The following is a 22,746-nucleotide window of genomic DNA, read 5'->3' on the forward strand; positions in this document are numbered from 1 at the left end:
AGCTCGCGTTTGACCCTTGCTCGACCTGCTCTCGTTGCTCGCCCTTGCGGGGCGCAACGCGCGATCTTCGCTTGGGCTCCGGGCTCACCGCCAACCGGATAAACCTACCCTACGCCTCGGAACTCTATCTTGCCTTCAACAGATTTTCTACGTTCTCCTCGACCAGCACTTTGCTATAGACCCTTGCTCGCCCTCCTTCCCAATCTCGCGATCGGAAAAGTGACTTCGCTCGAGCCCCGGACGCCGCACCAACCGGAAAAACTTAAGAAGCTGTCAAAGAACGATTCCGTTGTACTCCTTCTATATTTTCAGTCAACGAAAAATACGCGATTGTAAGTACATGCGTTTTCAATCGAGTGCAGCGCGTCCACAGGGGGATGACCGATTTTAGTGCAAGTGCCAATTCTTCTTTCTGCAAAGTCCGCGCCCGACGCGGCTTTCCCCACATCTATCGACCTGGATCGATGTTAAGGGTAGGTCTGGGCTCGGTTACAGCCTTGTGAATATCGCGCGCTTCCCGCGTCTGGCGGGGGTTTGCGTTGGCACTCCGGAGGCCGGGAAGCCCCCGCAGCCGCGGCCCACAAGTGCAATGCAAATGGATGCGAGTCACCAATCACCGAGACTACTCGCTGCACACTGGCTCATTGCAGTTGGTAGTTGACCTGGATTTGGGTCTCAACCATTACTGGCTCCCCTAGCAGCAGGTACGGACGATACTTCCACTGGCGCACGGCATTAACGGCAGAGACAACTAACTCGAGCGGGCCATCGAGAGCCTCAATATCCATCACATCCCCCGTCCTGTTGATTTCCGCTTGCATAGTCACTGTGCCTTGAATATGAGCGTACCGGGCTTCAATGGGATATATGGGCGGGACTTTTTTGATCAGCAGGCCAGTTGTAACCCCTGAAGAGACCCTGACTCTTTGCGGGACGGTCGGTAGCGGATTCACTGGTTGGGCGTTCGGCTTGGTGACTGGCAGTACTGCCGGCGCTTGCGAGGACGGCGCGTTTGCGGTCGGCAGCTCAGCCGTCAGCGAACTCAGAGTTGCGAAAGCCTTCTCCACCGCGTTTCGGGTTGTTCCCCGGATACTCCACAGCAAAAAGTAATCCTTCGCCACACTGCAAATCACGGAGCCCTCTCTAGCGCCGTCGTGATATTCAAAGTCCCCACGATAGAAGTCGCGTCCGGCGACCTCGAATCGATCGAACTCGCCCTTCAGTTTCGCCTGCTTGTGCCGCTGAAGGCTGGTAGCGACCGCGTCCAGGTACGCCTTGCAATCGGTGCCTAAGCGGTCAACCGCCCAGCAAAGTGAAGGAGGAATTCACCTGCGACAGCTCGGCGTTTTGTGGAACATAGACGGCGGCAAGAAGCACATAGGTGCCTCGTTGGGAGGCCTCCGAGGCCATCTTTTTCTGTACGAGTTGTGTTTCCCGTATCCAGTCGCGCGAGAGCGGATACGCGAGGCCGAAATACTCGTTGGAGTACGTGTCATCCCTAAACATGCCCAGCGCCGGCGCCGATGCCCGCGCCGGTCCGGACTTTCCCCGGAGTCGAAACGTAAACGTGACCTCAGTCTCCATCTCAGCCGGTGAACCATCTACCAGATACGGCTTGTACCTCCACTGTTTCATGGCTTCGGCGGCCGCCGGTGCCAATGCGGGTTCTCCCGAGATAACCCTGACGTCCTTGACTTCACCAGAATCCCCGACTATCACTCCCAGTACGACCACTCCCTCGGTGCCAGCGTCGCGAGCAGCATCCGGATATTTGACAGGTACCTTCTGAACGACGAGGTCTGTTGCGTCCGCTGATGCAACCTTCACGCGCCGAACCGGCGCCGGGACAACCGCAACCTCCGCAGGCATTTGCGCCGACTGTGAAAGAAGAGAAGTGGAAAACAGTAGCACCGCGAACAACGGCCGCAACGTTCTCACCGCTTACCTCCAAGTAAACAAGTAAAACCGTCGACTAAGTACCTAAAGGGCTTAACCTCAACCGCGACATCGAAACTGAGGAGGAGCTCTCGAAATCAGGCCTGGACCTCATCATCGAACCTCCGTCCGCCCGTCCTTGATTCTTTTCCCCACAGCTGGAGCTTTTGCACCCGCTCCCTTCTTACCCTTCGCGTGCTTCACCAGATCGGCCACACTCGTATTCTCGAGAATCTTGGCCGCCGCGTCCCGCACCGCCAGAAACACTTCATACAGCGCCCGATGATCCGCGTCTTTCGCGATCAGGCTCCGCAACTGCTCCGCATCTCCCATCGGAGCCAGGGGACCATCTACCAGCCGGATAATATCGCTCAGCGGAATCTCCGCCGGATCGCGCCGCAACTGGTAGCCGCCGCGCGCCCCGCGTACGCTGTCCACAATGCGCGCATTCTTCAATTCCAGCAGAATCAATTCCAGGAACTTCTCCGGCAAATCGCTTTCTGCCGCAATCTCGCGAATCTTGATCGCGCCCTGCTCATGCCGCCGCGCCAGCGTCATCATCGCTTGCAGCGCATACAATCCTTTTTGCGAGATCTTCAAGTGAACTCACCCTCCGCCCCGCCCTGATTGTGCCCCATTTCCAGCCCCTTGCCTAGCACCATTGCAGCAGACGAAGACCCTGGGTCTTAGAAAAGTACAGCAACGGTTCGCAGAAATTTGGGGTTGGAAATCCCCCAAAATGCAGCCACGAACAGGCAACATGCGATAACCTGCAACGAAAGTGCGGGGATTCGGGAAAACGAAGCGCGTCCTAGGACCCGCCAATGCGTAATCTGAATGGATCATGACGCAGCGCGTCTAGGTGGTCGCCACATCGAAAACACTGTGGCTCTCGGCAGGAACGCTGCACAGGCAGCGCTCGTAAGCCTCATACATCCCCTCGAAAATGCGGTCCCAGGAAGTTTCCAGAGCCTGTTGCCGCGCGGCCGCACGCATCGAAGCCAGCAGAGCGGGCTCGTCCATCAACCGCGTCGCGTACGAAACGAACTCGTCGAAATCATGCGCAATAAATCCCGTCTCCCCATGCCGTACCGTAAACTGCGGGCCGCCGCGATCCGTCACCACCGCGGGCACGCCCGACGCAAACGCCTCCAGCACGACCAACCCAAACGTATCGGTCTCTGACGGAAATGCCAGCACGTCGAAATTCGCAAACGTCCGCCACAACTCGGCCCCGGTCAGCACGCCCGTGAACTCAGCCTGCCGCATATGGTTGCGCAGCCATTCCTGCTCCGCGCCTTCGCCCACCACCACGAATTCGAAATCGCGATGGCCTTTTGCCGGATTCCGTTGACCCAGTAGCGCCTGCTCCAGCCGCGCCAGCGAGCGCACGCTCTTCTCGGCAGTAAGCCGTCCCACATAGCCGATGCGGAACCGCCGTTCGCTGTCCGGTCCCCCGTCCCGGTCGCGCAGCTCCGGCCTGAACACCCCGGTGTCGACCGCGTGCGACATCAAATAGCATGGCTTGCCCGTCGCCGCCTCCAGCACCCGAATCATCTCCTGATTCGGCGCAAACAGCAGACGCGGAATCTGATAGAAGCGCGCCGACGCCCGAAAACTCCAACGCTCCGCCAGATCGGCCAGCTTCCCGGCAATCCCCTGCGGCAGAAACGAAACTGCCGCCGCCACTCGCCGGCGCGCATACTGATGAACATTGGTCTGCCACGACGCCGCCAGCGGAATCTTCATCTTGTATGCGACGTAAGCCCCCAGCGTCCCCACATCCCCTGGCCCCGTGATCTGCACCACGTCCGGACGAAATTCCCGCAGCATCGGTTCTAATTTCCGGTAATGCCGCAGAAAAAGCAGATCGTAATCGTGTGCCCGATCAAGTGGAAATTGCACCGGACTGCGTGGCAGTTCGACACGGGTCACCGGCCCAAACCTGGTGACTTGATCTTGCGGCCCCGCATGCACCATCAGAAAAGGAATCTCTTGCCGCCGCGCAAAAGCCTCGAAGTGCCGGCTGGTCTGCGCCACACCGTCCACCTCATGGTAGACGCAGGGAAAGAACGCGACTCGCGGACAATCGTTTTTCACGGCCGAGCCTCGCACTTCACGATAGCGCCTCGGACGAAACCGCCTCCGCAGCAACCGCCTCCGCAGCGATTACCTCCGACACAATCTCACGCGGCATATCCTGGACTGCCCCGCGCCGGAACATCGCTTCCATCGCCCGTTGCACGGTGGCATTTTCCAGCATGCGGATACTGGACAGGATCCGTTCCACAAACTTTGGAGGCGCGTTCCATAACGATGATATCGGCCGGTCCGGTCCGCCATCCGCATCGGGATGGAAGATGCGATCGTCCCAGCGCCGCGATCCAATCGGATATTCCGGATAATTGCGGATCACATCGAGCAAAGTGCGCGTGGTGCGGATCGAGACCGGCTCCGTATACTGTGGCATCAGCAGCACGTGACTGCGCTGCTCCTGCCGAATCTCGCTCACAAATTCCGCAAACGTTTCCGCGCGCGTTAGGTTGAGCGCTCCGCTCGCCGCGCACCCGTGCCGGTCTCCCCCCGAAACCAGCGGGCGTCCCCAACACCCGGCCAGCTCCCGCACTCGATTGTTTTCCTTGGCGCTGCGCGTGGCGTTGATTTCAAACGCATGCAGAAACTCAACCGCACAATTCAGGAATCGATTTAGAACCTGCGCGTCGCGATGCACGCCCAAGCAAGTCTGCGTCCACAGCGGATGATTGAACACCACCAGCACATCCGGAAACGAGTCCAGCATCGCCAGTAATTCGCACAAGCGGCGATCGTCAGGCTTCCGGGTATAGTCGGCCAGATCGTCCATGGTGGCCAGCGCACGCCTCGCCGGCAGATTGTGCACGCCGAGATGAAAAATGGTTCCCGCGAAGGGTACGCTCCACTCCAGCGACACCGGCGTATGCCCCGTCTCCCGCTCCGTTCGCAGCAACAGAGGAGCTTCAATGCTGTCGTGATCGGTCAGAGAAACCAGACTCTTCAGCCCGAGTAGATTCTCGACCTGATTCTTCTCAGTCTCATACGCCAGCTTCGGGGTTAGCGGAGGTGTCCAGTAGGCCCGCGAGAAATCGATCGGAATCCTCGATCTGCGGCACTGTTTCTCCAAAGCCGCATGCAAACCGGGGCCCTTGTGCGCCAGCTCCGGGATGAATTGCAGACTTTCTTTGGAACGGTTGGTGTGCCCGTGAAGCGAAACCGCGGCCTGTGTTTCCCGGCCAAGGTTCGGTCCATGCCAGAAGCAAGAGAGTTTTGTTTCGGCCATTCGCAATTGTTTTTTCGTACGGGTTCGTTAATTCTAGCCTAGGACGGCTTCCATAGCGATCAATTCTTTATGGTCGCTGTTCCAAAAACTAAATCTGTCATTTCGAGCGAAGCAAGACGGCGCGGCTTTGCGCCATTTTGCGAAGTCGAGAAACCCGCTTTTCCGGCGGAGATGCTTGTCTGATATTTCGCTCTGTTCACTATTTGTTTAGATGCGTCCACCCGCTTCCTTCAAGATAAATGGCAGACAAAATCTTCGCGCACCAAACTGGCCAACATGCACTTACTCACGTAACTTTCCCTACCTTTGCTCTGTGCTATACTGTCGTTGACGCTTATTTCACGGTTTGCTCGTGACGCGGTGATCCACTGTTTGTAAGACCAGGGTTTGTAAAACCAGGTTTTGTAAGACCAGGTTTTGTAAACCAGATTGGATCAGATCCATCTCCGCCTTTCCTGCCCGCCGTTTAGTTCCAGCGTACATCCAAGACAGGTTCAGAAGAACCTTAAGCGAGCGGCATGAACGCTTCACGTGTATCCAAAAACCGAACGTGTATTTCGACAGGCCCCTCCAGAAAGAACAATCTAGAATGACCACATTTACCCAGCTGCCTTTGTCCGCCGCCTTGCAGCAGAAACTCGCGGCAGCAGAATTCATCACCTTAACCCCCATCCAGGAGCGCGCCATCCAGCCCGCTCTCGATGGTAAAGACGTAATCGGCACCGCCCAGACCGGCACCGGCAAGACCCTCGCATTTCTGATCCCGGTGATCGAAATGCTCCGCCGCGAAACTTCATTGGAAAAATCGACCACGAAGCAAGCTGCCGCCACGGCGCTCGTTCTATTGCCCACCCGCGAATTGGCGATGCAGGTTCATGAGCAGTATGAGCAACTGCGCACGAAATCCATGTCCAAAGCCGCGCTCGTCATCGGCGGCGTCTCTGAAAAAACTCAGATTCAGGGCCTCCGCGCCGGCTCTTCGCTCATCATTGCCACTCCCGGCCGCCTGCAGGATCTCACCGATCGTCGCTTCGCCGACCTGGGTCACATCAAAGTGCTGGTCCTCGATGAAGCCGATCGCATGCTCGACATGGGCTTCCTCCCCGCCATCCGCCGCATTCTCGCGCTGTTGCCAAAGAATCGCCAGACTCTCTGCTTCTCGGCCACTCTTGAAGCCTCCGTCGCCGGCCTTGTTCACGACTACATGCGCGACCCGGTTCGCGTCGCTTTGGGTTCGGTCCTGAAGCCCGCCGAAAGCGTGGAACTGCGAGCCTACGAAGTCCGGCCCGGCGAAAAGCTCGATGTACTCCGCCAGCTTCTCTACGGCGAAAAAGGACAGACTCTCATCTTCACTCGCACCAAGCGCGGCGCCCAGCGTCTCGCCCAGGATCTCGCCCGCGATGGCTTCAGCGCCACCATGATTCACGGCGATCGCTCCCAGTCGCAGCGCAACGGCGCGCTCAGCGGATTTCAGGAAGGCCGCTTCCAGGTCTTGGTCGCGACCGATATCGCCTCCCGCGGACTGCATTGCGACGACGTCGCCCACGTCGTCAACTATGACGTTCCCAAAATCGCCGAAGACTTCATCCACCGCGTCGGCCGCACGGGTCGCGCCGGACTCTCCGGACGCGCTACTACTCTGGCCGCCGGCGTCGAAATCGTTGAGCTTCGCAACATCGAGCGCACCCTGAAACTCCGCATCGAACGCATGCAGATGGATCCTTCCGCCGCCTCTCAGCCCAAGCGCTTCGTGCAAAACACCCTGGCCTCACGCACTCTGACAAAATTGCCTGGCGAAGTATTCGTCTAGGAATTTAGTGATTGGAAACCAGGTGCCCCATTTTCCCCCGTCCTTGCGAGAAGTGGGGCTCTTCCATTCGATCTTCAGATTTGCTCCATTTCCGCGAGCCCCAATGGAAAAGGCAGCCCGTAGGCTGCCTTGACTCTTGCGCCAGCGTTTCTCAAAACCTAGCGGTCGACTTTCCCCACGCCCGGAATGAACACTTCCACTCCTGGTTCGTCTTCGGCTCCGATCCTGAACAGCGCCGCCTGCGCCTCGGCATGTTCGCGCAACTCCTGCATCTCGTCGACGACGGCGCCTTCCGGCTTGTTCTCTTTCCGCTGCACTCTGCGCTCGGCTTTGTCGCGCTGTTTCTGTTGCCGCGTCTGTTCCTTCTGGCGTTTATTAAAGGTTGATCGTCCTCGTGGCATTCACAATTCCTCCTGGGTCGTATTGCAGACTTCTGTTGCTGAATTCTCGGGCCTTACTTTTTACCAGCGAGGCTCGCGCGGCTGCCGTGCGTGTCCCTGATAATCATCCCGCCCGCGTCCACCGCCGCCACCTCCGCCGCCAAACTTTTTCCCCCCGCCCCCACCACTCCGGGGACGATCCGTCTTCGGCTGCGCCTCGTTGATCTTCAATGCTCGTCCGCCCAACTCCGTTCCATTCAACGCCGCAATCGCTTTGTCGGCTTCCCCTGCATTGGTCATTTCCACAAATCCGAATCCCCGTGCTCGTCCCGTCTCCCGATCGGTTACGATGCTCACTTTTTCCACCGCACCATGAGCCTCGAATACATTTCGCAACTCAGACTCGGTCGTGCTGTGGGGCAAATTTCCTACATACAGATTCTTCATCGCATTTCCTCTTTCAGAACAATGTTGTCATTTCGAGCGAAGTAAAATGGCGCGTTCGCGCGCCATTTTGCGCAGTCGAGAAACCTGCTGTTTCCGCAACCCGCTTAAGCCTCTACCGGCTTCTTTTCCGCCACTGCCCCCGGTTTCGCCGGCGTTGCTGCGTTCTTGAATAGTTTGCGATTGCGCACTCTCCGCGCCAGTTTCTGCCTTCGCATTCGATTAAATCTCGACTTGTCGCCATTCACTCCGGACATAGTGGAACTCCCCTTTGCATTTTGCCTGAAGATCTTTTCTGCTGCCGCTTCGCGGGACCACCGGCGTGACCGCCGCGGAACCCAGCGCTTCATCGTAAAGCGCAGGCCGGAACACGCGCTCCTCACCAAAACTCGAGAAAAGACGCCTCTCGATCTCTCAATCGCGAAGGCGCAATGTTCATGATGGCGTTGTCTTCGAGGTTAAGTATTTCAAGTATACCCTGTTTGCGCTCATCACGTAATTCCCAATCTCGCCCACTTCGCTCATCAAAACCGAACGATTCTACTCTCAGGGCCGCAGATCGGAGAAGATGCCTTCCCCATTTCTCGTTTCTTTCGTGAACCTTCGCGCGCTTCGTGGTGAAACGCCATTGACTTGCGAATTTTATCTTCCGCGTGTACTATGGTTGTGTACGTTAGTCCGAATCGGACGTGAGCCGTTCCTGCTAAACAGTAACCTCTCGCAGTACCTCCGAATCTCTCCAGCGTAAATTGAAAAACTAAAGGAACAACCTAACACCATGGCAGAACAAGGAACAGTAAAGTGGTTTAACGACGCGAAGGGCTACGGCTTCATCAGCCGCCAGTCCGGCGAAGATGTTTTCGTGCATTTCTCGGCGATTCAAGCGGGCGGCTTCCGCAGCCTGCAAGAGGGCCAAACCGTGCAGTTCGACGTGACCAAGGGCCCCAAGGGCTGGCAAGCTGAGAACGTCCAGCCGCTGTAAACCATTCCCTTATTGCAAAAAGGCGATCTCCAACCAGAGATCGCCTTTTTCACTTTTCGCTCGGCTGCCGCCGCAGATCGTCGTAAAAGAGCGACGTTTCGTTCGCCGCTCGACGTGGAAGAGCGGCCCTGTCGTGCTGACAACACAATCTACAAAGTTTCTTGGTGCCATCGAAGGGACTCGAACCCCCACACCCTTGCGAGTACATGGACCTGAACCATGCGCGTCTGCCAATTCCGCCACGATGGCATTGTGGACTTACATTGCAGCGGCGGCCCCAAGGCCGCCGATCAGGAAGACTTACATTTCTATTCTACAGGCGCGAAGCTGTGTGTCAAACAACACCGTGGGACGGGCTGCCTCACCCTGAATTTTCCGCGGAATCCAGACAAGGCTCGTTCCAGATTCCAGGGATATCCTCGAGTGCGTACAGCTCATCCGCGCCGAAGTAATAGCCAAGCCACGATACAGTACCTATCCGTCCTGCGTAGTCCAGTTGGAAATCCTTCAGAGGATCGTGGAATTTCCAAGTGCGCTGAAACTTTTCCAAGAAGTCGCGCGATTTGATGCGGACTTTTGTGCCCAAGGGAAAGTCCGCGTTCATGGGACCATTTTGTTTCCCCATAAGACCTCAGCTTGACAGAAGCGCTAAACACGGCCCCGTAGAAGCCGGCCCTACTCCAGCTTCGCCGTCATCGTAATCTTCGCATTCAGCACCTTCGACACCGGACAGCCCTTCTCCGCCGCCTCCGCATACTTCTGAAACGTCGCCGCATCCGCGCCCGGAACTTTCCCGACAACATCAATGTGGCTCGCTGTAATCGTCCATCCCGAATCCAGCTTGTCCATCGTCAGCGTGACATTGGTCGAAATGCTCTCCGGCGTCAGAGGAGGGTTCGCCCCGCCCAACTGCGCCGACAGCGCCATCGAAAAACATCCCGCATGCGCCGCCGCAATCAATTCCTCCGGATTCGTCCCTGCCGCATTCTCAAACCGCGTGGCAAACGAATACTGCGTATTATTCAGCGCGCCGCCCGGCGCCGACAACGAACCCTTCCCATCCTTCAACCCACCCTTCCAAACCGCGCTAGCCTTCCGTTGCATATCTTTCTCCTGATTTATGATTTCACTGAATTGTCCACCATTGTAGACGGGAACCGGCAGCCACGTCAGGATGACAAGTCTCGTTAGCCGATTAGTTTGACCTTCTGCGCAAACCGCGATTCCAAGTCCACCCGAGAATCGCTCCGGCCACCACGACAACCAGCGCATCGCCCAGGACACCTAGCCAGATGATGCCGCTTCCACCACCGAACCCGCCCTCGTTGAAGAATGCGAAAGGCACGCCATAGCGGAAAAAGCAGTCAGAGCATCTAACAGGCTGCAAGAGGTGAAAATGATTCACGATCCAGAAAAGGCAGGCCGCTGCGAGGATACCCGCGCCGTATTTAGAATTGGAACTCATGCAAGGAAGAGTGCAAACATTCCCGAGACTTGTAGCTGATAGCTGACAGCTAGTAGAAATCCGAGCAGCTCAAATAAAACCCGCACTGCGGACACTTCAACTTACACCGGCTTTCCCGCAACTTCATCGAGCAGTTCGGACAGTACTGCCCCGGGTCCGCCTTCGCACTCTCATTGGCTGCCGACAAAGTATCGCCGCCGCGCCGGCCGCTGTCTTCGCTAATCTCCACAGATCGTCCCTCTTATCAGGCGAGCCGTGATCGAATCTCACGCCGCCCGATCGTTCACCGCTAAGGGCGTCCGGCTCCAGCAGTCGGCGATCAGCCGCCAGACGCCCAGCCGCCTCCATACTTTCACATATTTCCCACGCTCCGGCGCCATCGTTCCATCGGCCTTGCGCACGACCACCGAGAAGCGCCCAAGCTCCATCGCCATGTCGCCCGAATGTTCCACGCGCAGCGTTTCCAGCCGCAGATTGCTATAGCCCGCTTCGCCCAACTGCCGCAGCAGCCGTTCCACGGGCTTCTGTCCGTAGGCCGCTTCATAATGGGGTGCCATTAGCGTGCCATCGTTGGCAAACAGTCCGGCAGCCTGATCGTAGTTTCCGGTGTTGAAAGAAGTTGCAAAATCCTGGGAAAGATCGCGAAGCAAGGACTCTACATCCCGAAAGGGACGAGAGTCCACCGAGGGACTCATGTAAGGCCGGTACATCTACAACCTCCTGGGGGAAGGCACACGGTAAACTCGCCAGGCCAGGTGGACGAGTCAACCGAAAAGCTCGCTCATTCTAGCGCAAAACCAACTTGTGGAAAGAAAAAAGTTTTCCTCTATCTCATTCGAAAATATGATTCCAAAAAAAAGTGCAGAAAAATCATTCTCGCTAGTGTCTTATCTGTCGCGGATTATCTTTCGAACGGAGCGGTGCGGTTGGGCAGCCGCGACAGATCGGCGTCGGCCGCTGGCACTCCTACCGGCCCTTTAGCTCGTTCTGCTGTCGAACCCGGATCCTCGCGTTCAGCAAGCTGCCGCTTCACTTTGGCCATCAGCAGTACCAGTTTCTTCGACTCGTGGTCTCGCTCTGCCTGCTTGCACATTTGCTGGAAATCGTGGGGAGCATATGAAATGCGATTGGTCATGGGGGAGCCTCATTTAAAACTAACGTCTTTAGATTACCAAAGAGAAGGCATAGCCTACCCGATCCCCCGACACTTGCCAAGCCCTGATTGGACCAAAACCGGCGCTCTTTGCTTCCCGGATGGGGTTTACCTGTTGATAAATAGTCCCGATCTTCAATCATTATATGACTTTAGTGATGTTGAGACATTACTAGATTTCGTTAAGATCGCAGGCAGGCCGATTCCTTCTCGCGGAGGAATGCCTTGCGGACTACGCCGTGCGAGGAAAACCTGTGTTTCAGCGTCACATTCTAAGCGCCTGTTTATTTCTCGCGGCCGGCGTCTCGCTGGCTTCCGCGCGCGATCTCGCGCTGATTTCCAATAAAACCAATACCGTGTCAGTCGTCACTCTGCCCGAGCTGGTAAAGATCAGCAGGGGGCAGACGAGCCGCTGGCCCGATGGCAAATCGGTGACCTTCATCATGCGCAACCCATCTGCACCCGAAATGCGCTTCTTCCTCGAAAAAATCTATGAAGTCCCCGAACCCGAGGTGAAGGAGATCATCGCCACCGCCAATCACGGACGCATGGGTCATCCCGCCGTCATGATCGTCGATTCCGATGAAGATCTGGTCAACAAGGTCGCATCCATCCCCGGCGCCGTTGGCGTCGTGGACGTGTACGCCATCAACAGCAGCGTCGCAGTCGTCAGGCTCGCCGGCAAACTGCCACTCGAGCCCGGCTATTTGCTGCACGGCAACTAACCGCAATTTGATTGCCGACGTCTTATCTGAACGGGTTGATTTGAAAGGGCTCGAGTTTCATACGCCGATGCCACACCAAAAGCGAGTTTAATTTGAAGGGCCTGGCTTTTAGCCCCTCAGCGAATTCATAAACTGGGTCGAAGAGTCAACGACATCAAGAAACAAGATGAGCAAGAAAGAAAAAGCTAAAGCCGCCGCCGCTTCCTTCGCCTCCGGCACTCGCACTGGCTTGTCTGGCGACGCACCTCCAGCCAAGGTCACCTTCACCCGCCGTTTTCCCCGTTTCACGATTGACGTCCGCCTGCAAGTCAAAATGTTTCAAGCGGGAGAATTCCGCTCCTGCTGGGGCCGCTCCACCGAAATGGGACAGGACGGCATCGGCGCCACTCTGACCGGCAGTCTCGAAGCCGGCGAAATCGTCACGCTCGAAATTCCTCTGCCCCTCACTCCTTACCCCATCAAAGTCCGCGCCATCGTCCGCTACAGCCAAGGCCTCCGTTACGGTTTCGAATTCTTAACGCTCAACGATGGCCAGCGCGACACCATCAAACGCGTCTGTGACTACCTGGCCAGCAAATCTTAAAATGTTTGATGGAGGCGCGGAGTCGGCTTGCCCTCAGCGAAGTCGAAGGGTCCGCCACGCGCGAAGCCAGTGTCTCCCTTTGTACTCCGACCTCTGCCGTAGCGTAGTTAAACCCTGCTCCCATTTCTCCGAATCCTGTTAATCAAATAAAAAACAATCCCCACATTAATCACCAGCACCGCCACCTTAACCGCTGATGGATGGCGATAAATCTCATAAATCTCCACCGGCACCAGCGAGCCTGTAATAATCACCGTCAGCCATTCTCCCCACCTTTTCTGAAGCCACAAGCCAGTTCCCTCGGTCAAAAACAAAGCCGCATACAATAAGCCGCCCAATCCAAGTTTTCTAATCTGCTCCGGACGCAAGCTCGCCGCCCTCGCCAGCGCCATATCGATCCACCGATTCCCCGGATCCAGCCCGATCGTTTTAACCCAGTGCTCCGCCACTTGACCTACATCTCTATGCAGCAACCGGAACGCGCCCAAACTCAGCGCCACCAGTGTCGCTGCCTTGAAGAACTTGAACACCGCAATCATCTGCAAAACCCGGTCGTGGTTCGCTTTCATATGCCGATCACTATATCTCGTGGAGGGATGGCTTTGTGGAGGGGCGGACGCAGCTAGCCGTGAGCGCAGTCGAAGCGTCCGCCCCCGAGCAAAGTAAGGCCGCCTCTGCTGGCAGCCCGGCGGCCAACCTATCGCCCCGCGATATAATCACCCTGTAAACCCTTGCATCGAAACGCCACCAAGCGTCATCTCACCACTGGAGGACCAATCATGGCTCACGAATTACCCGCACTTCCCTACGCTTACGACGCCCTCGAACCCGTCATTGATAAGCAGACGATGACCCTTCACCACGACATGCATCACGGCGCGTACGTGAAAAATCTGAACGCCGCCATCGAGAAGCATTCCGACCTCGCCGGCAAGTCCGCCGAAGATCTTATCCGAGACCTCAATGCCATTCCCGAAGACATTCGCGCCGCCGTCCGCAACAATGGCGGAGGCCACGTCAACCACAGCATGTTCTGGAAGATCATGAAACCCAAAGGCGGCGGCGACCCCTCCGGCCCCATCGCCGAAACCATCGCCAAAACTTTTGGCAACTTCAAAGATTTCCAAACCAAATTTAACGACGCCGGCACAAAACAATTCGGCAGCGGATGGGTCTGGCTCGCCGGCAAACCCGATGGCTCCGTTCACATCATGTCCACCCCCAATCAGGACAACCCGATCAGTCAAGGCCACTATCCCATCTTCGGCAACGATGTCTGGGAGCACGCCTACTACTTGAAATACAACAACCGGCGCCCCGAGTACTTGGCGGCCTGGTGGAACGTCCTCAACTGGGACGAGATCAACAAGCGCTACGCCACCTTCAAGGCCGGCAAAGCCGCGCACGAGCCCGCCCTCGCGCACCGCTAAAACACGTAGCGGCGGACGCATTCGTCCGCCCGCAGGTTCTTTCAAGGGTCGTCGTTCCGAAAAGATTGTTCCAAAAAGAAAAAAGCCCTCGCGCCAAGCGAGGGCCTTTTTGTCCAACCATGAATCCTGCCGTTAAGCCGCCGACTTCACATATTCATCCGGCCGCTTGTCAAACTCCTTCTTGCAGTTCTCCGAACAGAAAACATATTTCTTTCCCGCAAATTGTGTTTGATATTCGGCATTCTTTTCGTCGACTTTCATCCCACAAACCGGATCGATGGTCATCGCTCCTCCTGGATCGTTATTTGCTTTCGCCCCCTTCAAGTAGCAAGGACCATTCCTTTCCCGCCTTCTCCAAGTGGCTGCTATCCCTCGCATTGCTCAGCCTCTCCCACCCCCGACCGCATCCCTCCCGGAAAATTGTTCCACCCCCGTGCAGGTTGTACTCAGCTCACGACGCAACTGGCATTCCATACCACAGAAAAACATGTGACTCTCCCGGATGATTCCTCTGTGCCCTGCGTGCCCTCTGCGGTGGAGGTTTTGGGTTTCGCCTTTTCTGCATTTCCTGTGCACTCCCTGTGGACAACCCACCACCCTCAGAACCCGAACTCCCCCAGCATCATTCCCACTCCCACGAAAACCGAGCCATCCAGAGCCACAATCACACGCCTTTCATCCCTTCCTTCATCAGTGCCAATCCGGGAAAGCCGAGCCCAGTTTTTTCCTCATTTGCACCAAAAATACTGAATTGACCGCCGCGCCTTTCGCTCGTACAGTCACTGTCGCTCTCACAAAAATAATCAACTCAAGCAGAGCACCTTCTGATCGGATAAACCCGTTTGCGATTTGAACGTAATTAGTACGAGATCGAGGCAGCAACCACATGAAACATGAGGAATGGAAGACCTACCGCACGCGCTTTCTAGTACAAGCCAAACAAATCAGCTCCACTCTGACTTTCGTCGACCATCTCGGCCGCCAGCATTGCGGACGCAAAGGCGATTACCTCGTCGAATCCTCCGACGGCGTCCTCAGCATCGCCCCCCGTCGCATCTTCGAAGATATTTACGTACCAATGTCTCCATCGAACCAACCACTTGCGGCGTTCCCGGCAATTTCCGGAGAAACCGCGCTGGTTGAGCGAAAGCCGATTGACCGAAGGCTTGACCGCCCCAAATTCGAAGAACTGGAAATCGAACGGCTAACCCTGCCCAGAACGCCGCCCGCTCGCCAACGAATCTCCGCATCGTTCAAAAAGCAGCCGTCCAGGGACGTGACAATGGCGACGGCCGCCAAGCCTGCCCTGAGCCTGTCGAATGGGGCCGTCCCACCGAAGCGAAGCGAGGCGGAACCCGCTTCAATTCTCGACGAAGCCTGCGCCCCACCCCGCGGCCGTAAACTCCCGCAACCCTATCGTGACCGTCGCCCTTCTTCGTCGCGCCTGAGTCTCATGGGAGTCCTTTAGTAGCGAGGGAGCGCCGAAAATAACCCGGCGCTTGCGGCAGTAGAACCCAAAAACGGACGAGAAAATTAAAACCCGTCCTGGAGGCACGACTGAACCATCCATCGATCGCCGAAACCGCGCAGCAACTCCAGCCCTGCCGTCCAAACCGGGCCCCAAGAATGGCATTCTTACCAAATCGCCGCCATCCCCGATTTTCCACATGTGGAAAACCGGGTCTCCACCCCGGCATCAAGCCCATCATTGCTATAGATACAACCTATAGTGTTTCCCTCTTGACAGGCACAACCAGCGGGAGTAACTTTGCAATCCCAAGCAACAAATTCCGCCCCACGGGAATGGGACGGAATTCCCAGCACTAAAGGTGAATAGAAGTGAAGTAGTGAAGTAGAAGTAAGGAGCGGTAAAGCAAAACGATCCGGCAAGATGCCCAGCCAGAGGTGACTCGGCATCCTGCTCGGTACAACCAGGGCCAGGGCTCCCGGCTTCCAGATCCGTAGGCCGGGACCCGAACCTGAACATGTTTCCGGAGATTCCGGAAGCCGGACATAAATGCGGTGATCGTCCCCGACTCCCCCCGGGGTACGACGACAGAGTGATCTTCGAAGTAGAAGTACAGCCATCCTCCGGAGCCGAACGCCGGAAGCCGAGTTTCAGGAGCCCGTAATGGAAGGTCTAACTCGTTTAGTCACAGAGTCTTTAGCGCGCCACGGTTTCGATCGTCCGCTCGACTACCGCCGCCTGCAATGGTCCCGCTGGTTCCGCTGCGAGTCCCCTCACAGCCTCCTGTTTGTCCCCAGCAAACCCGGCGTCTTCGCCCTGGCGGAAGAAGTCATGGACCTTGGCAATGCCCATGTGGGGACCAACGCCTCGACTCATGTGGGGACGGACGCATTCGTCCGTCCAGCAAGCGAAGCGAGCAGCACCGTTCCGAGGGCCGCCACCGGGGAGCCCGAAGCCCGTCCCCGCCGCATGCTAGCTGTAACCCAATTCTTCGAAGACGACGACATGGCCTTCGTGCTCGACCGCATGCTCTCAATCCACAACCCCATGGCTGCGCGCCTGACCTCCGGCCGCTACTTCGCCCGCTTCGTAGTTATCGCCGACCCCACGCAGCGCCGTAGCATCTGCAACGCCCTGAATCAATGGATCGTGTCCTCTGCCGAGAAAGTCACCGGCATCGGCTCCCACTTCGCCAGTTCCCTGGAACTCACCGACGCAACTGAACACATCGCCCAGCCCGATGCCGCGCAACGCACCCTCTTCGGGGTCAATAACAATTTAGAAAGCGCCGATCCCAATGTGGCGCGGGCACTCCTGCCCGCGACTCCCGACACCATCGGTACTGACGCGGCGAGCACGATACAGTCCCCCATAGCCACGAACACCACATACGCCAAGCATCCGACCCACGCCGCGGCCCCGCATCTGGACTCCGGAGCCGCCTCCAACATTCACTGTCCAACTCCATTCCCCTCCGGCTTCTAGGCTCGGGACTGGTTATAGGCAATTCTGCCGTGGTTGTTCACGTTTTCTTGAGCCAGACCGGCGTGACAGTCGAACCTGTCGGGCTTGCCGTGCGCGGCTCGTTTGCGAGTTGATTGATTGCTGGAGATGGAACGATATGCCACATACTAAGGCCTTATTTTGGGGAACTCGGGCTTGCATCCCGGTCATTCTTCTGCTGGCCTCATGTGGACCAGTTCAAACCCAATCCGGTTCATCCGGCAGCCTCACGAGCTTCGGCGCAAAAGGAGATGCGATAACTCACGATGACGGTGTCGCCGTGGCCGGTTCCACAAACTTCAGCTCACAATCGTCGTCGTTTAGCTCCGCCGATGTAGGAAAGTTCACCGAGATTACGGGCGCAGGTTCGAACGCGGGAATGCTGCATGGGGCTGGAACCGCAAACGGCATCTTAGCCACGACGATTCAATCCGTGCTGAACAGTCATACCGTCATTCTTGGGAATGCCGCCTCTTATGCGGGATCGAATCTGCATTTTGTTTATGGCACCGACAACACGGCTGCGTTCCGTTCCGCCTACGAGTCTGGCCAGCCTATGTTCGTGCCTGCAGGAAACTATCTGATCGTTGCAGGCACCCAAACCGTGCCCGCAACCATCACCGGCACCCAGCCGCTTATCCTTGCTGGTACCGGTGCAGACTCCAAATTGCTCTCGGATAATCCGATCTTCTCTCTAACGACCAGTACCTCGGGCTCTTCCGTCAAGAACCTTGATCTGGAGCCGATCGCCAAGTTCGCCGTCGTTGCGGTGAACGCTGTGCCCCCACCCTCCGGCACTCCCGTTCTAGTCGACATCTTTGGAACGGGAACTGGGATGCAGCCCAGTTTCAATTTTGCTCCGAAGTACCCGACTTTTTGGAATGGCCTCTCAGCCTTCCAGCAAACTCAGATCCTGGGGCCGACAATTACGATTCAGGGCGGCGATCACGTCAACGTCAGCACTATCACCGGAAACCAGGTAACCATTCTGCTCGAAGATGTGACCTCTTCATCTCTACAAAATAACGACTTTACCGGTGGTTACGGCCCCAATGCGAACGAAGGGACAGGAGGCGTCCAGGGCTGCCTTGGCATCGCAACCCTAACCGGCTCCGGGCAATATTCGAATGTGGGCAACACCATTAGCGGCAACAACATTCGCTATTGCAGCTTCAGCAACATTTTCTGGTCGAATGCAGACGGCTTGGTCGTTTCCGACAACATTTCGCAGTATTCGGGTGAATCCGGGTACAAGAACTTTCAAGGCAGTGCCACACGACCTACCCATAACCTTTCTGTGACTAACAACATCGCACGCTATTCCGTTTTCGACGGATTTGATCTTTCGGCGGACTACCCTCATAAAGCCACCTTCCCCGAGTACGCCACCGTTATGGGAAATCTCTCCCAGAACAACCAGAGCACCGGATATTTCAGCGACGGCACCAATTGGAACTTCACCGCGAATACTGCCAGTTCCAACGGTATCGAGGGCTTCTATCTGGATTACTCCAACAGCGTGATCTCCGGAAATGTCAGCCTGAACAACAATCTCAATAGCCTCAATTCTCCCAACTCGGACAATCAGTTCGTTATTGGAGGATGCTGTATTACCTCCAACAACGTTATCGAGAATAATCTGATCGCACTCACCATCGCCGGCATCAGCGGCGACGCAATGTGGGTCGGATCCAGCACTGTAACGGCCAACAACAATGTCGTGCAGGAACTCCCCGGCGAGGGAGGTCTCTGGTTTAATGTTCCCCCAACCAGTTCGAGCGGAAATACCGGCTGGCCTACCACGTTTAACGGCAATGTCACCATCAATGGAAATCTGGGCGTCATTGGAACGCTCTCGAAGGCCGCCGGGAGCTTTCGAATCGATCATCCCCTGGATCCGCTGAACAAGTATCTGCTGCATTCATTCGTTGAGTCCCCCGACATGTTGAATATCTACAACGGGATCGTTGAACTTGACTCTAAAGGACGGGCCGAAGTCACCCTGCCTTCCTATTTCGAAGCCCTCAACGGCGACTTCCGCTACCAATTAACTTGTATTGGCAAATCCAGCCCCGTCTATGTCGCACGTGAAGTAAAAGACAACAAGTTTCTGATTGCCGGAGGCACTCGGGGTACGCGCGTGTCGTGGCAGGTCACCGGCATTCGTCGCGACCCCTACTCCCAGGCACATCGAATCCTGCCTGAGATGGAAAAACCAGAATCCGAACGCGGCCATTATCTTTACCCGGAGATTTATCCGGAAGGCGAGAAGTGATTACACGAAAGATCTTTAAATGAGTGCGTGCTCGATGGCGCCATCGGCGCGCCAGAGTCAGCGTATCCGGATCCTGCATCGAGTTGAGTCACATAGAATCTAATTAATGGAGAGCCCCATGGCAGAATTGAAAACCGTCACCGAATCCGCCCCCGTCGCCGCCGCCCCGGCCGCCGTTAATAACAACAAGAAGAAGGCTCCCGGTCTCGCCTTCCGCCGCTTCTTCACCAAGCCCGGCGTCTCTCCCTACAACGAAGTCGAATGGGAACTCCGCACCGCCGCCATCACCGACGCCCAGGGCAACGTGATCTTCGAGCAGAAAGACGTCGAAGTCCCCAAAGACTGGTCCATGACCGCCACCAACATCGTGGCCTCGAAATATTTGCACGGCAAGATCGGCACTCCCGAGCGCGAAACCGGAGTTCGCCAACTCGTCGCCCGCGTCGCCGAAACCATCCGCGACTGGGGACATGCGCAAGGCTATTTCCGCACCGCCGACGACGCCTCCACGTTCCACGATGAACTCGTGCACATCCTCGTCCGCCAGTACGCCGCCTTCAACAGCCCGGTCTGGTTCAACGTAGGTTGCGATCGCATCGAGCCCAATTCCGACGGCCGCAACTGGCACTGGAACCCGCAAACCCAGCAAGTCGAATTCGGCGTCACCGGATACTCCAAGCCCCAGTGCTCTGCCTGCTTCATCAACTCGGTGAAAGACTCCCTCGACTCGATCCTGACTCTCGCGAAGACCGAAGGCATGCTCTTCAAGTGGGGTAGCGGCACCGGCACCAATCTCTCGCCTCTACGCGGATCCACTGAAACTCTTTCCGGCGGCGGCACCGCCAGCGGCCCGCTCAGCTTCATGAAAGGCTTCGACGCCTTCGCCGGCGTCATCAAGTCCGGCGGCAAGACTCGCCGCGCAGCCAAGATGGTCATCCTCAACGTCGACCATCCCGACATCATCGAATTCATCGAGTGCAAACAAAAAGAAGAAGCCAAGGCTCACGCCCTGGTCGCCCAGGGATACGACGGCTCCCACCCCGACTCCGACGCCTACTCCAGCATCTTCTTCCAGAATGCGAATAACTCTGTCCGCGTCACCGACGACTTCATGTACGCCGTAGTCCGCGATACAGACTTTTCCACGCGCACCGTCACCGATGGCTCGCCCGCAAAAACCTTCAAAGCAAAATATCTGCTCAACAAGATTTCCGAAGCCACCTGGCACTGCGGCGATCCCGGCATGCAATACGACACCACGGTGAACCGCTGGCACACCTCGAAAAACACAGCAAGAATCAACGCCAGCAATCCGTGCAGCGAATACATGTTCCTGGACGACTCCGCCTGCAATCTCGCGAGTCTGAATCTGCTGAAGTTCGCCCCCAACGGCACCTTCGACGTTGAAGCCTATCGTCACGCAGTAGACATCCTGATCACCGCCCAGGAAATTCTGGTAGACAACGCCGGATATCCGACGGAACAGATCATGCGCAACAGCCACGACTACCGCCCGCTAGGCTTAGGCTACGCAAACCTGGGTGCCCTGCTGATGGCCGCAGGCCTCCCCTACGACAGCGACGCCGGCCGCGACTACGCGTCTTGCGTAACCGCCATCATGTGCGGCGAAGCCTACCTCCAATCCAGCCGCATCGCCGAACAATGCGAGCCGTTAGTCCCAGCCACGGAACCAACAAAAAAGAACTTGTCCGAAACCAATCTAGGCGCAGGCATCACCCACGTGGGGACGGACGCATTCGTCCGTCCAGCAAGCGAAGCGAGCAACTCGACCACAACTCAAACCATGCCCGGCGGCGCCTGCCCCGGCTGGTACATCAACCGCGAACCCTTCCTGGACGTAATCCGCATGCACCGCGCTAGCGTCAACGCAATAAACAAAAATAACGTTCCAAGCTCAATCTACGAATCCAGCAAACAGTGCTGGGACGAAGCCCTCGCCCACGGCGAAAAGCACGGCTACAGAAACAGCCAGGTAACAGTGTTAGCGCCAACCGGCACAATAGGCTTCATGATGGACTGCGACACTACGGGAATCGAGCCGGATCTGGCGCTGATTAAGTATAAAAAGCTGGTTGGGGGCGGCATGATCAAGATCGTCAACAACACTGTGCCCACGGCTTTGTTCAAGCTGGGGTACAACCACGATCAGGCTGACGCGATTGTCAGTTACATCGACGCGACTGGAACGATTGAGGGGGCGCCGCACATTAAAGATGAGCATCTGGCGGTGTTTGATTGCTCGTTCAAGCCGGCGAAGGGGACGCGGTCGATCGCCTACATGGGACATCTCCGCATGATGGCGGCTGCGCAGCCCTTTATCTCCGGAGCTATATCGAAGACCGTCAATCTACCCAACAACGCTACCGTCGACGACATCATGGAGACTTACCTTCAGGCCTGGAAGCTGGGCATCAAAGCCGTAGCCGTTTATCGCGACGGATGCAAACAGTCCCAGCCGCTGTCGTCGGCTGGCAGCAAGACCGCGAACTCCACCAAGGACGACGCCCGCCTCGCTGCGGCTGCGCCGCAAGTCGAGGAGGCCGATCTCAACGCTCCTCCGCGCGCCGTGCGCCACAAGTTGCAGGAAGAACGCGCCTCGATCACCCACAAATTCAAAGTCGGAGACCACGAGGGCTACATCACCGTCGGCCTCTACCCCGACGGCGAGCCCGGCGAACTCTTCATCACCATGGCCAAAGAAGGATCGACGGTCAGCGGCCTTATGGACAGCTTCGCGCTCGCCGTGTCGATCGCGCTGCAACACGGCGTCCCGCTGAAACTGTTCTGCGAAAAGTTTGCCCACACTAGATTCGAACCGAGTGGATGGTCCGGCAATCCCGACATCGGCTACGCCAAGAGCATCATGGACTACATCTTCCGCTGGCTGCAAATGCGCTTCCTGACCGGCCAGCAGCAATTGCTGTTCGAGAGTTTCCGACCTCGGACCGCAGACCGCGGACCTCAGCCCGAAGGCGCCGGAGATGTGAATGGCGCAACGGGAGTGTCGGGGTCGACGTCTGAAGCCCGAGGTCCGAGGTCCGGTTCACCCCATGCCGCCGACGCCCTCTCCAGCATGATCGACATGGGCGACGCCCCCAGTTGCAGCTTCTGCGGCAGCATCATGACCCGGAATGGAAGCTGCTATCGATGCATGAGCTGCGGCAGCACCAGCGGCTGTTCGTAAGCTTGAATTTGAAAGGACAAGGTTCTGTGGAAGAGCACGGCTTCAGCCGTGCCACCGGGGCACCATCCTCTC

The 22,746-nt window shown here is 57.0% G+C and carries 22 protein-coding genes and 1 tRNA gene; 9 read left to right on the forward strand and 14 right to left on the reverse strand.

Features of this window, described 5'->3' with window-relative positions; genetic code table 11:
* Positions 1–641: 641 nt before the first annotated feature.
* The 5 genes from VGM18_12185 to VGM18_12205 form a co-directional block, all read right to left on the reverse strand.
* Positions 642–1,133: an energy transducer TonB gene (locus VGM18_12185; GenBank protein ID HEY3973758.1), complete on the reverse strand. Its 492-nt coding sequence runs from the start codon at positions 1,131–1,133 to the stop codon at positions 642–644.
* Between the two features lie 163 nt (positions 1,134–1,296).
* Positions 1,297–1,938: a TonB family protein gene (locus VGM18_12190; GenBank protein ID HEY3973759.1), complete on the reverse strand. Its 642-nt coding sequence runs from the start codon at positions 1,936–1,938 to the stop codon at positions 1,297–1,299.
* Between the two features lie 111 nt (positions 1,939–2,049).
* Positions 2,050–2,535, reverse strand: coding sequence for an Rrf2 family transcriptional regulator (locus VGM18_12195; GenBank protein ID HEY3973760.1), 486 nt, complete (start codon positions 2,533–2,535; stop codon positions 2,050–2,052).
* A gap of 258 nt (positions 2,536–2,793) precedes the next feature.
* Complete coding sequence (locus VGM18_12200; GenBank protein HEY3973761.1) at positions 2,794–4,035, reverse strand: glycosyltransferase; 1,242 nt, start codon at positions 4,033–4,035, stop codon at positions 2,794–2,796.
* 16 nt (positions 4,036–4,051) lie between these two features.
* Positions 4,052–5,251, reverse strand: coding sequence for a hypothetical protein (locus VGM18_12205; GenBank protein ID HEY3973762.1), 1,200 nt, complete (start codon positions 5,249–5,251; stop codon positions 4,052–4,054).
* A gap of 589 nt (positions 5,252–5,840) precedes the next feature.
* Between VGM18_12205 and VGM18_12210 the strand changes: the two genes are divergently transcribed.
* A complete protein-coding gene (locus VGM18_12210; protein HEY3973763.1) occupies positions 5,841–7,061 on the forward strand; it encodes a DEAD/DEAH box helicase in 1,221 nt (406 codons plus the stop codon).
* Between the two features lie 158 nt (positions 7,062–7,219).
* On the opposite strand, the gene VGM18_12215 is transcribed toward VGM18_12210, so the two are convergent.
* Positions 7,220–7,462, reverse strand: coding sequence for a hypothetical protein (locus VGM18_12215; GenBank protein HEY3973764.1), 243 nt, complete (start codon positions 7,460–7,462; stop codon positions 7,220–7,222).
* A 60-nt stretch (positions 7,463–7,522) separates the two neighbouring features.
* Positions 7,523–7,888: an RNA-binding protein gene (locus VGM18_12220; protein HEY3973765.1), complete on the reverse strand. Its 366-nt coding sequence runs from the start codon at positions 7,886–7,888 to the stop codon at positions 7,523–7,525.
* A gap of 775 nt (positions 7,889–8,663) precedes the next feature.
* On the opposite strand from VGM18_12220, the gene VGM18_12225 reads away from it, so the two are divergent.
* Positions 8,664–8,867: a cold shock domain-containing protein gene (locus VGM18_12225; GenBank protein HEY3973766.1), complete on the forward strand. Its 204-nt coding sequence runs from the start codon at positions 8,664–8,666 to the stop codon at positions 8,865–8,867.
* 162 nt (positions 8,868–9,029) lie between these two features.
* Here the strand turns inward: VGM18_12225 and VGM18_12230 are convergent.
* The 5 genes from VGM18_12230 to VGM18_12250 all read right to left on the reverse strand — a co-directional run bounded on the left by VGM18_12230 (position 9,030) and on the right by VGM18_12250 (position 11,467).
* A tRNA-Leu gene (locus VGM18_12230) sits at positions 9,030–9,116 on the reverse strand.
* 426 nt (positions 9,117–9,542) lie between these two features.
* A complete protein-coding gene (locus VGM18_12235; protein HEY3973767.1) occupies positions 9,543–9,971 on the reverse strand; it encodes an OsmC family protein in 429 nt (142 codons plus the stop codon).
* Positions 9,972–10,062: 91 nt separating this feature from the next.
* Positions 10,063–10,332: a hypothetical protein gene (locus tag VGM18_12240; GenBank protein HEY3973768.1), complete on the reverse strand. Its 270-nt coding sequence runs from the start codon at positions 10,330–10,332 to the stop codon at positions 10,063–10,065.
* Positions 10,333–10,598: 266 nt separating this feature from the next.
* Entirely contained in the window at positions 10,599–11,042 is a 444-nt protein-coding gene (locus VGM18_12245; GenBank protein ID HEY3973769.1) for a nuclear transport factor 2 family protein, read from the reverse strand.
* A gap of 191 nt (positions 11,043–11,233) precedes the next feature.
* A complete protein-coding gene (locus VGM18_12250) occupies positions 11,234–11,467 on the reverse strand; it encodes a hypothetical protein (protein HEY3973770.1) in 234 nt (77 codons plus the stop codon).
* 272 nt (positions 11,468–11,739) lie between these two features.
* Between VGM18_12250 and VGM18_12255 the strand changes: the two genes are divergently transcribed.
* Both VGM18_12255 and VGM18_12260 read left to right on the forward strand, forming a co-directional pair.
* Complete coding sequence (locus tag VGM18_12255) at positions 11,740–12,210, forward strand: hypothetical protein (GenBank protein ID HEY3973771.1); 471 nt, start codon at positions 11,740–11,742, stop codon at positions 12,208–12,210.
* Between the two features lie 166 nt (positions 12,211–12,376).
* Entirely contained in the window at positions 12,377–12,793 is a 417-nt protein-coding gene (locus tag VGM18_12260) for a PilZ domain-containing protein (protein ID HEY3973772.1), read from the forward strand.
* 107 nt (positions 12,794–12,900) lie between these two features.
* Here VGM18_12260 and VGM18_12265 read toward each other — a convergent pair whose 3' ends face one another.
* Positions 12,901–13,362: a DUF2127 domain-containing protein gene (locus tag VGM18_12265; protein ID HEY3973773.1), complete on the reverse strand. Its 462-nt coding sequence runs from the start codon at positions 13,360–13,362 to the stop codon at positions 12,901–12,903.
* A 210-nt stretch (positions 13,363–13,572) separates the two neighbouring features.
* On the opposite strand from VGM18_12265, the gene VGM18_12270 reads away from it, so the two are divergent.
* Positions 13,573–14,223: a superoxide dismutase gene (locus VGM18_12270; GenBank protein ID HEY3973774.1), complete on the forward strand. Its 651-nt coding sequence runs from the start codon at positions 13,573–13,575 to the stop codon at positions 14,221–14,223.
* Between the two features lie 132 nt (positions 14,224–14,355).
* Here the strand turns inward: VGM18_12270 and VGM18_12275 are convergent, their stop codons facing one another.
* Positions 14,356–14,508 carry a YHS domain-containing protein gene (locus tag VGM18_12275; GenBank protein HEY3973775.1) on the reverse strand — a complete coding sequence of 51 codons (153 nt, stop codon included), beginning with the start codon at positions 14,506–14,508 and terminating at the stop codon, positions 14,356–14,358.
* A 601-nt stretch (positions 14,509–15,109) separates the two neighbouring features.
* On the opposite strand from VGM18_12275, the gene VGM18_12280 reads away from it, so the two are divergent.
* The 4 genes from VGM18_12280 (at position 15,110) to VGM18_12295 (ending at position 22,674) form a co-directional block, all read left to right on the forward strand.
* Entirely contained in the window at positions 15,110–15,691 is a 582-nt protein-coding gene (locus VGM18_12280; GenBank protein HEY3973776.1) for a hypothetical protein, read from the forward strand.
* A 663-nt stretch (positions 15,692–16,354) separates the two neighbouring features.
* Positions 16,355–17,176 (forward strand): hypothetical protein, encoded by an 822-nt coding sequence (locus tag VGM18_12285; protein ID HEY3973777.1) that lies wholly within the window; start codon positions 16,355–16,357, stop codon positions 17,174–17,176.
* 136 nt (positions 17,177–17,312) lie between these two features.
* Positions 17,313–19,469 (forward strand): tail spike protein, encoded by a 2,157-nt coding sequence (locus VGM18_12290; protein HEY3973778.1) that lies wholly within the window; start codon positions 17,313–17,315, stop codon positions 19,467–19,469.
* A 118-nt stretch (positions 19,470–19,587) separates the two neighbouring features.
* A complete protein-coding gene (locus tag VGM18_12295) occupies positions 19,588–22,674 on the forward strand; it encodes a vitamin B12-dependent ribonucleotide reductase (protein ID HEY3973779.1) in 3,087 nt (1,028 codons plus the stop codon).
* Positions 22,675–22,746 lie beyond the last annotated feature (72 nt).

Source organism: Candidatus Sulfotelmatobacter sp. (assembly GCA_036500765.1).
Taxonomy (GTDB): domain Bacteria; phylum Acidobacteriota; class Terriglobia; order Terriglobales; family Acidobacteriaceae; genus Sulfotelmatobacter.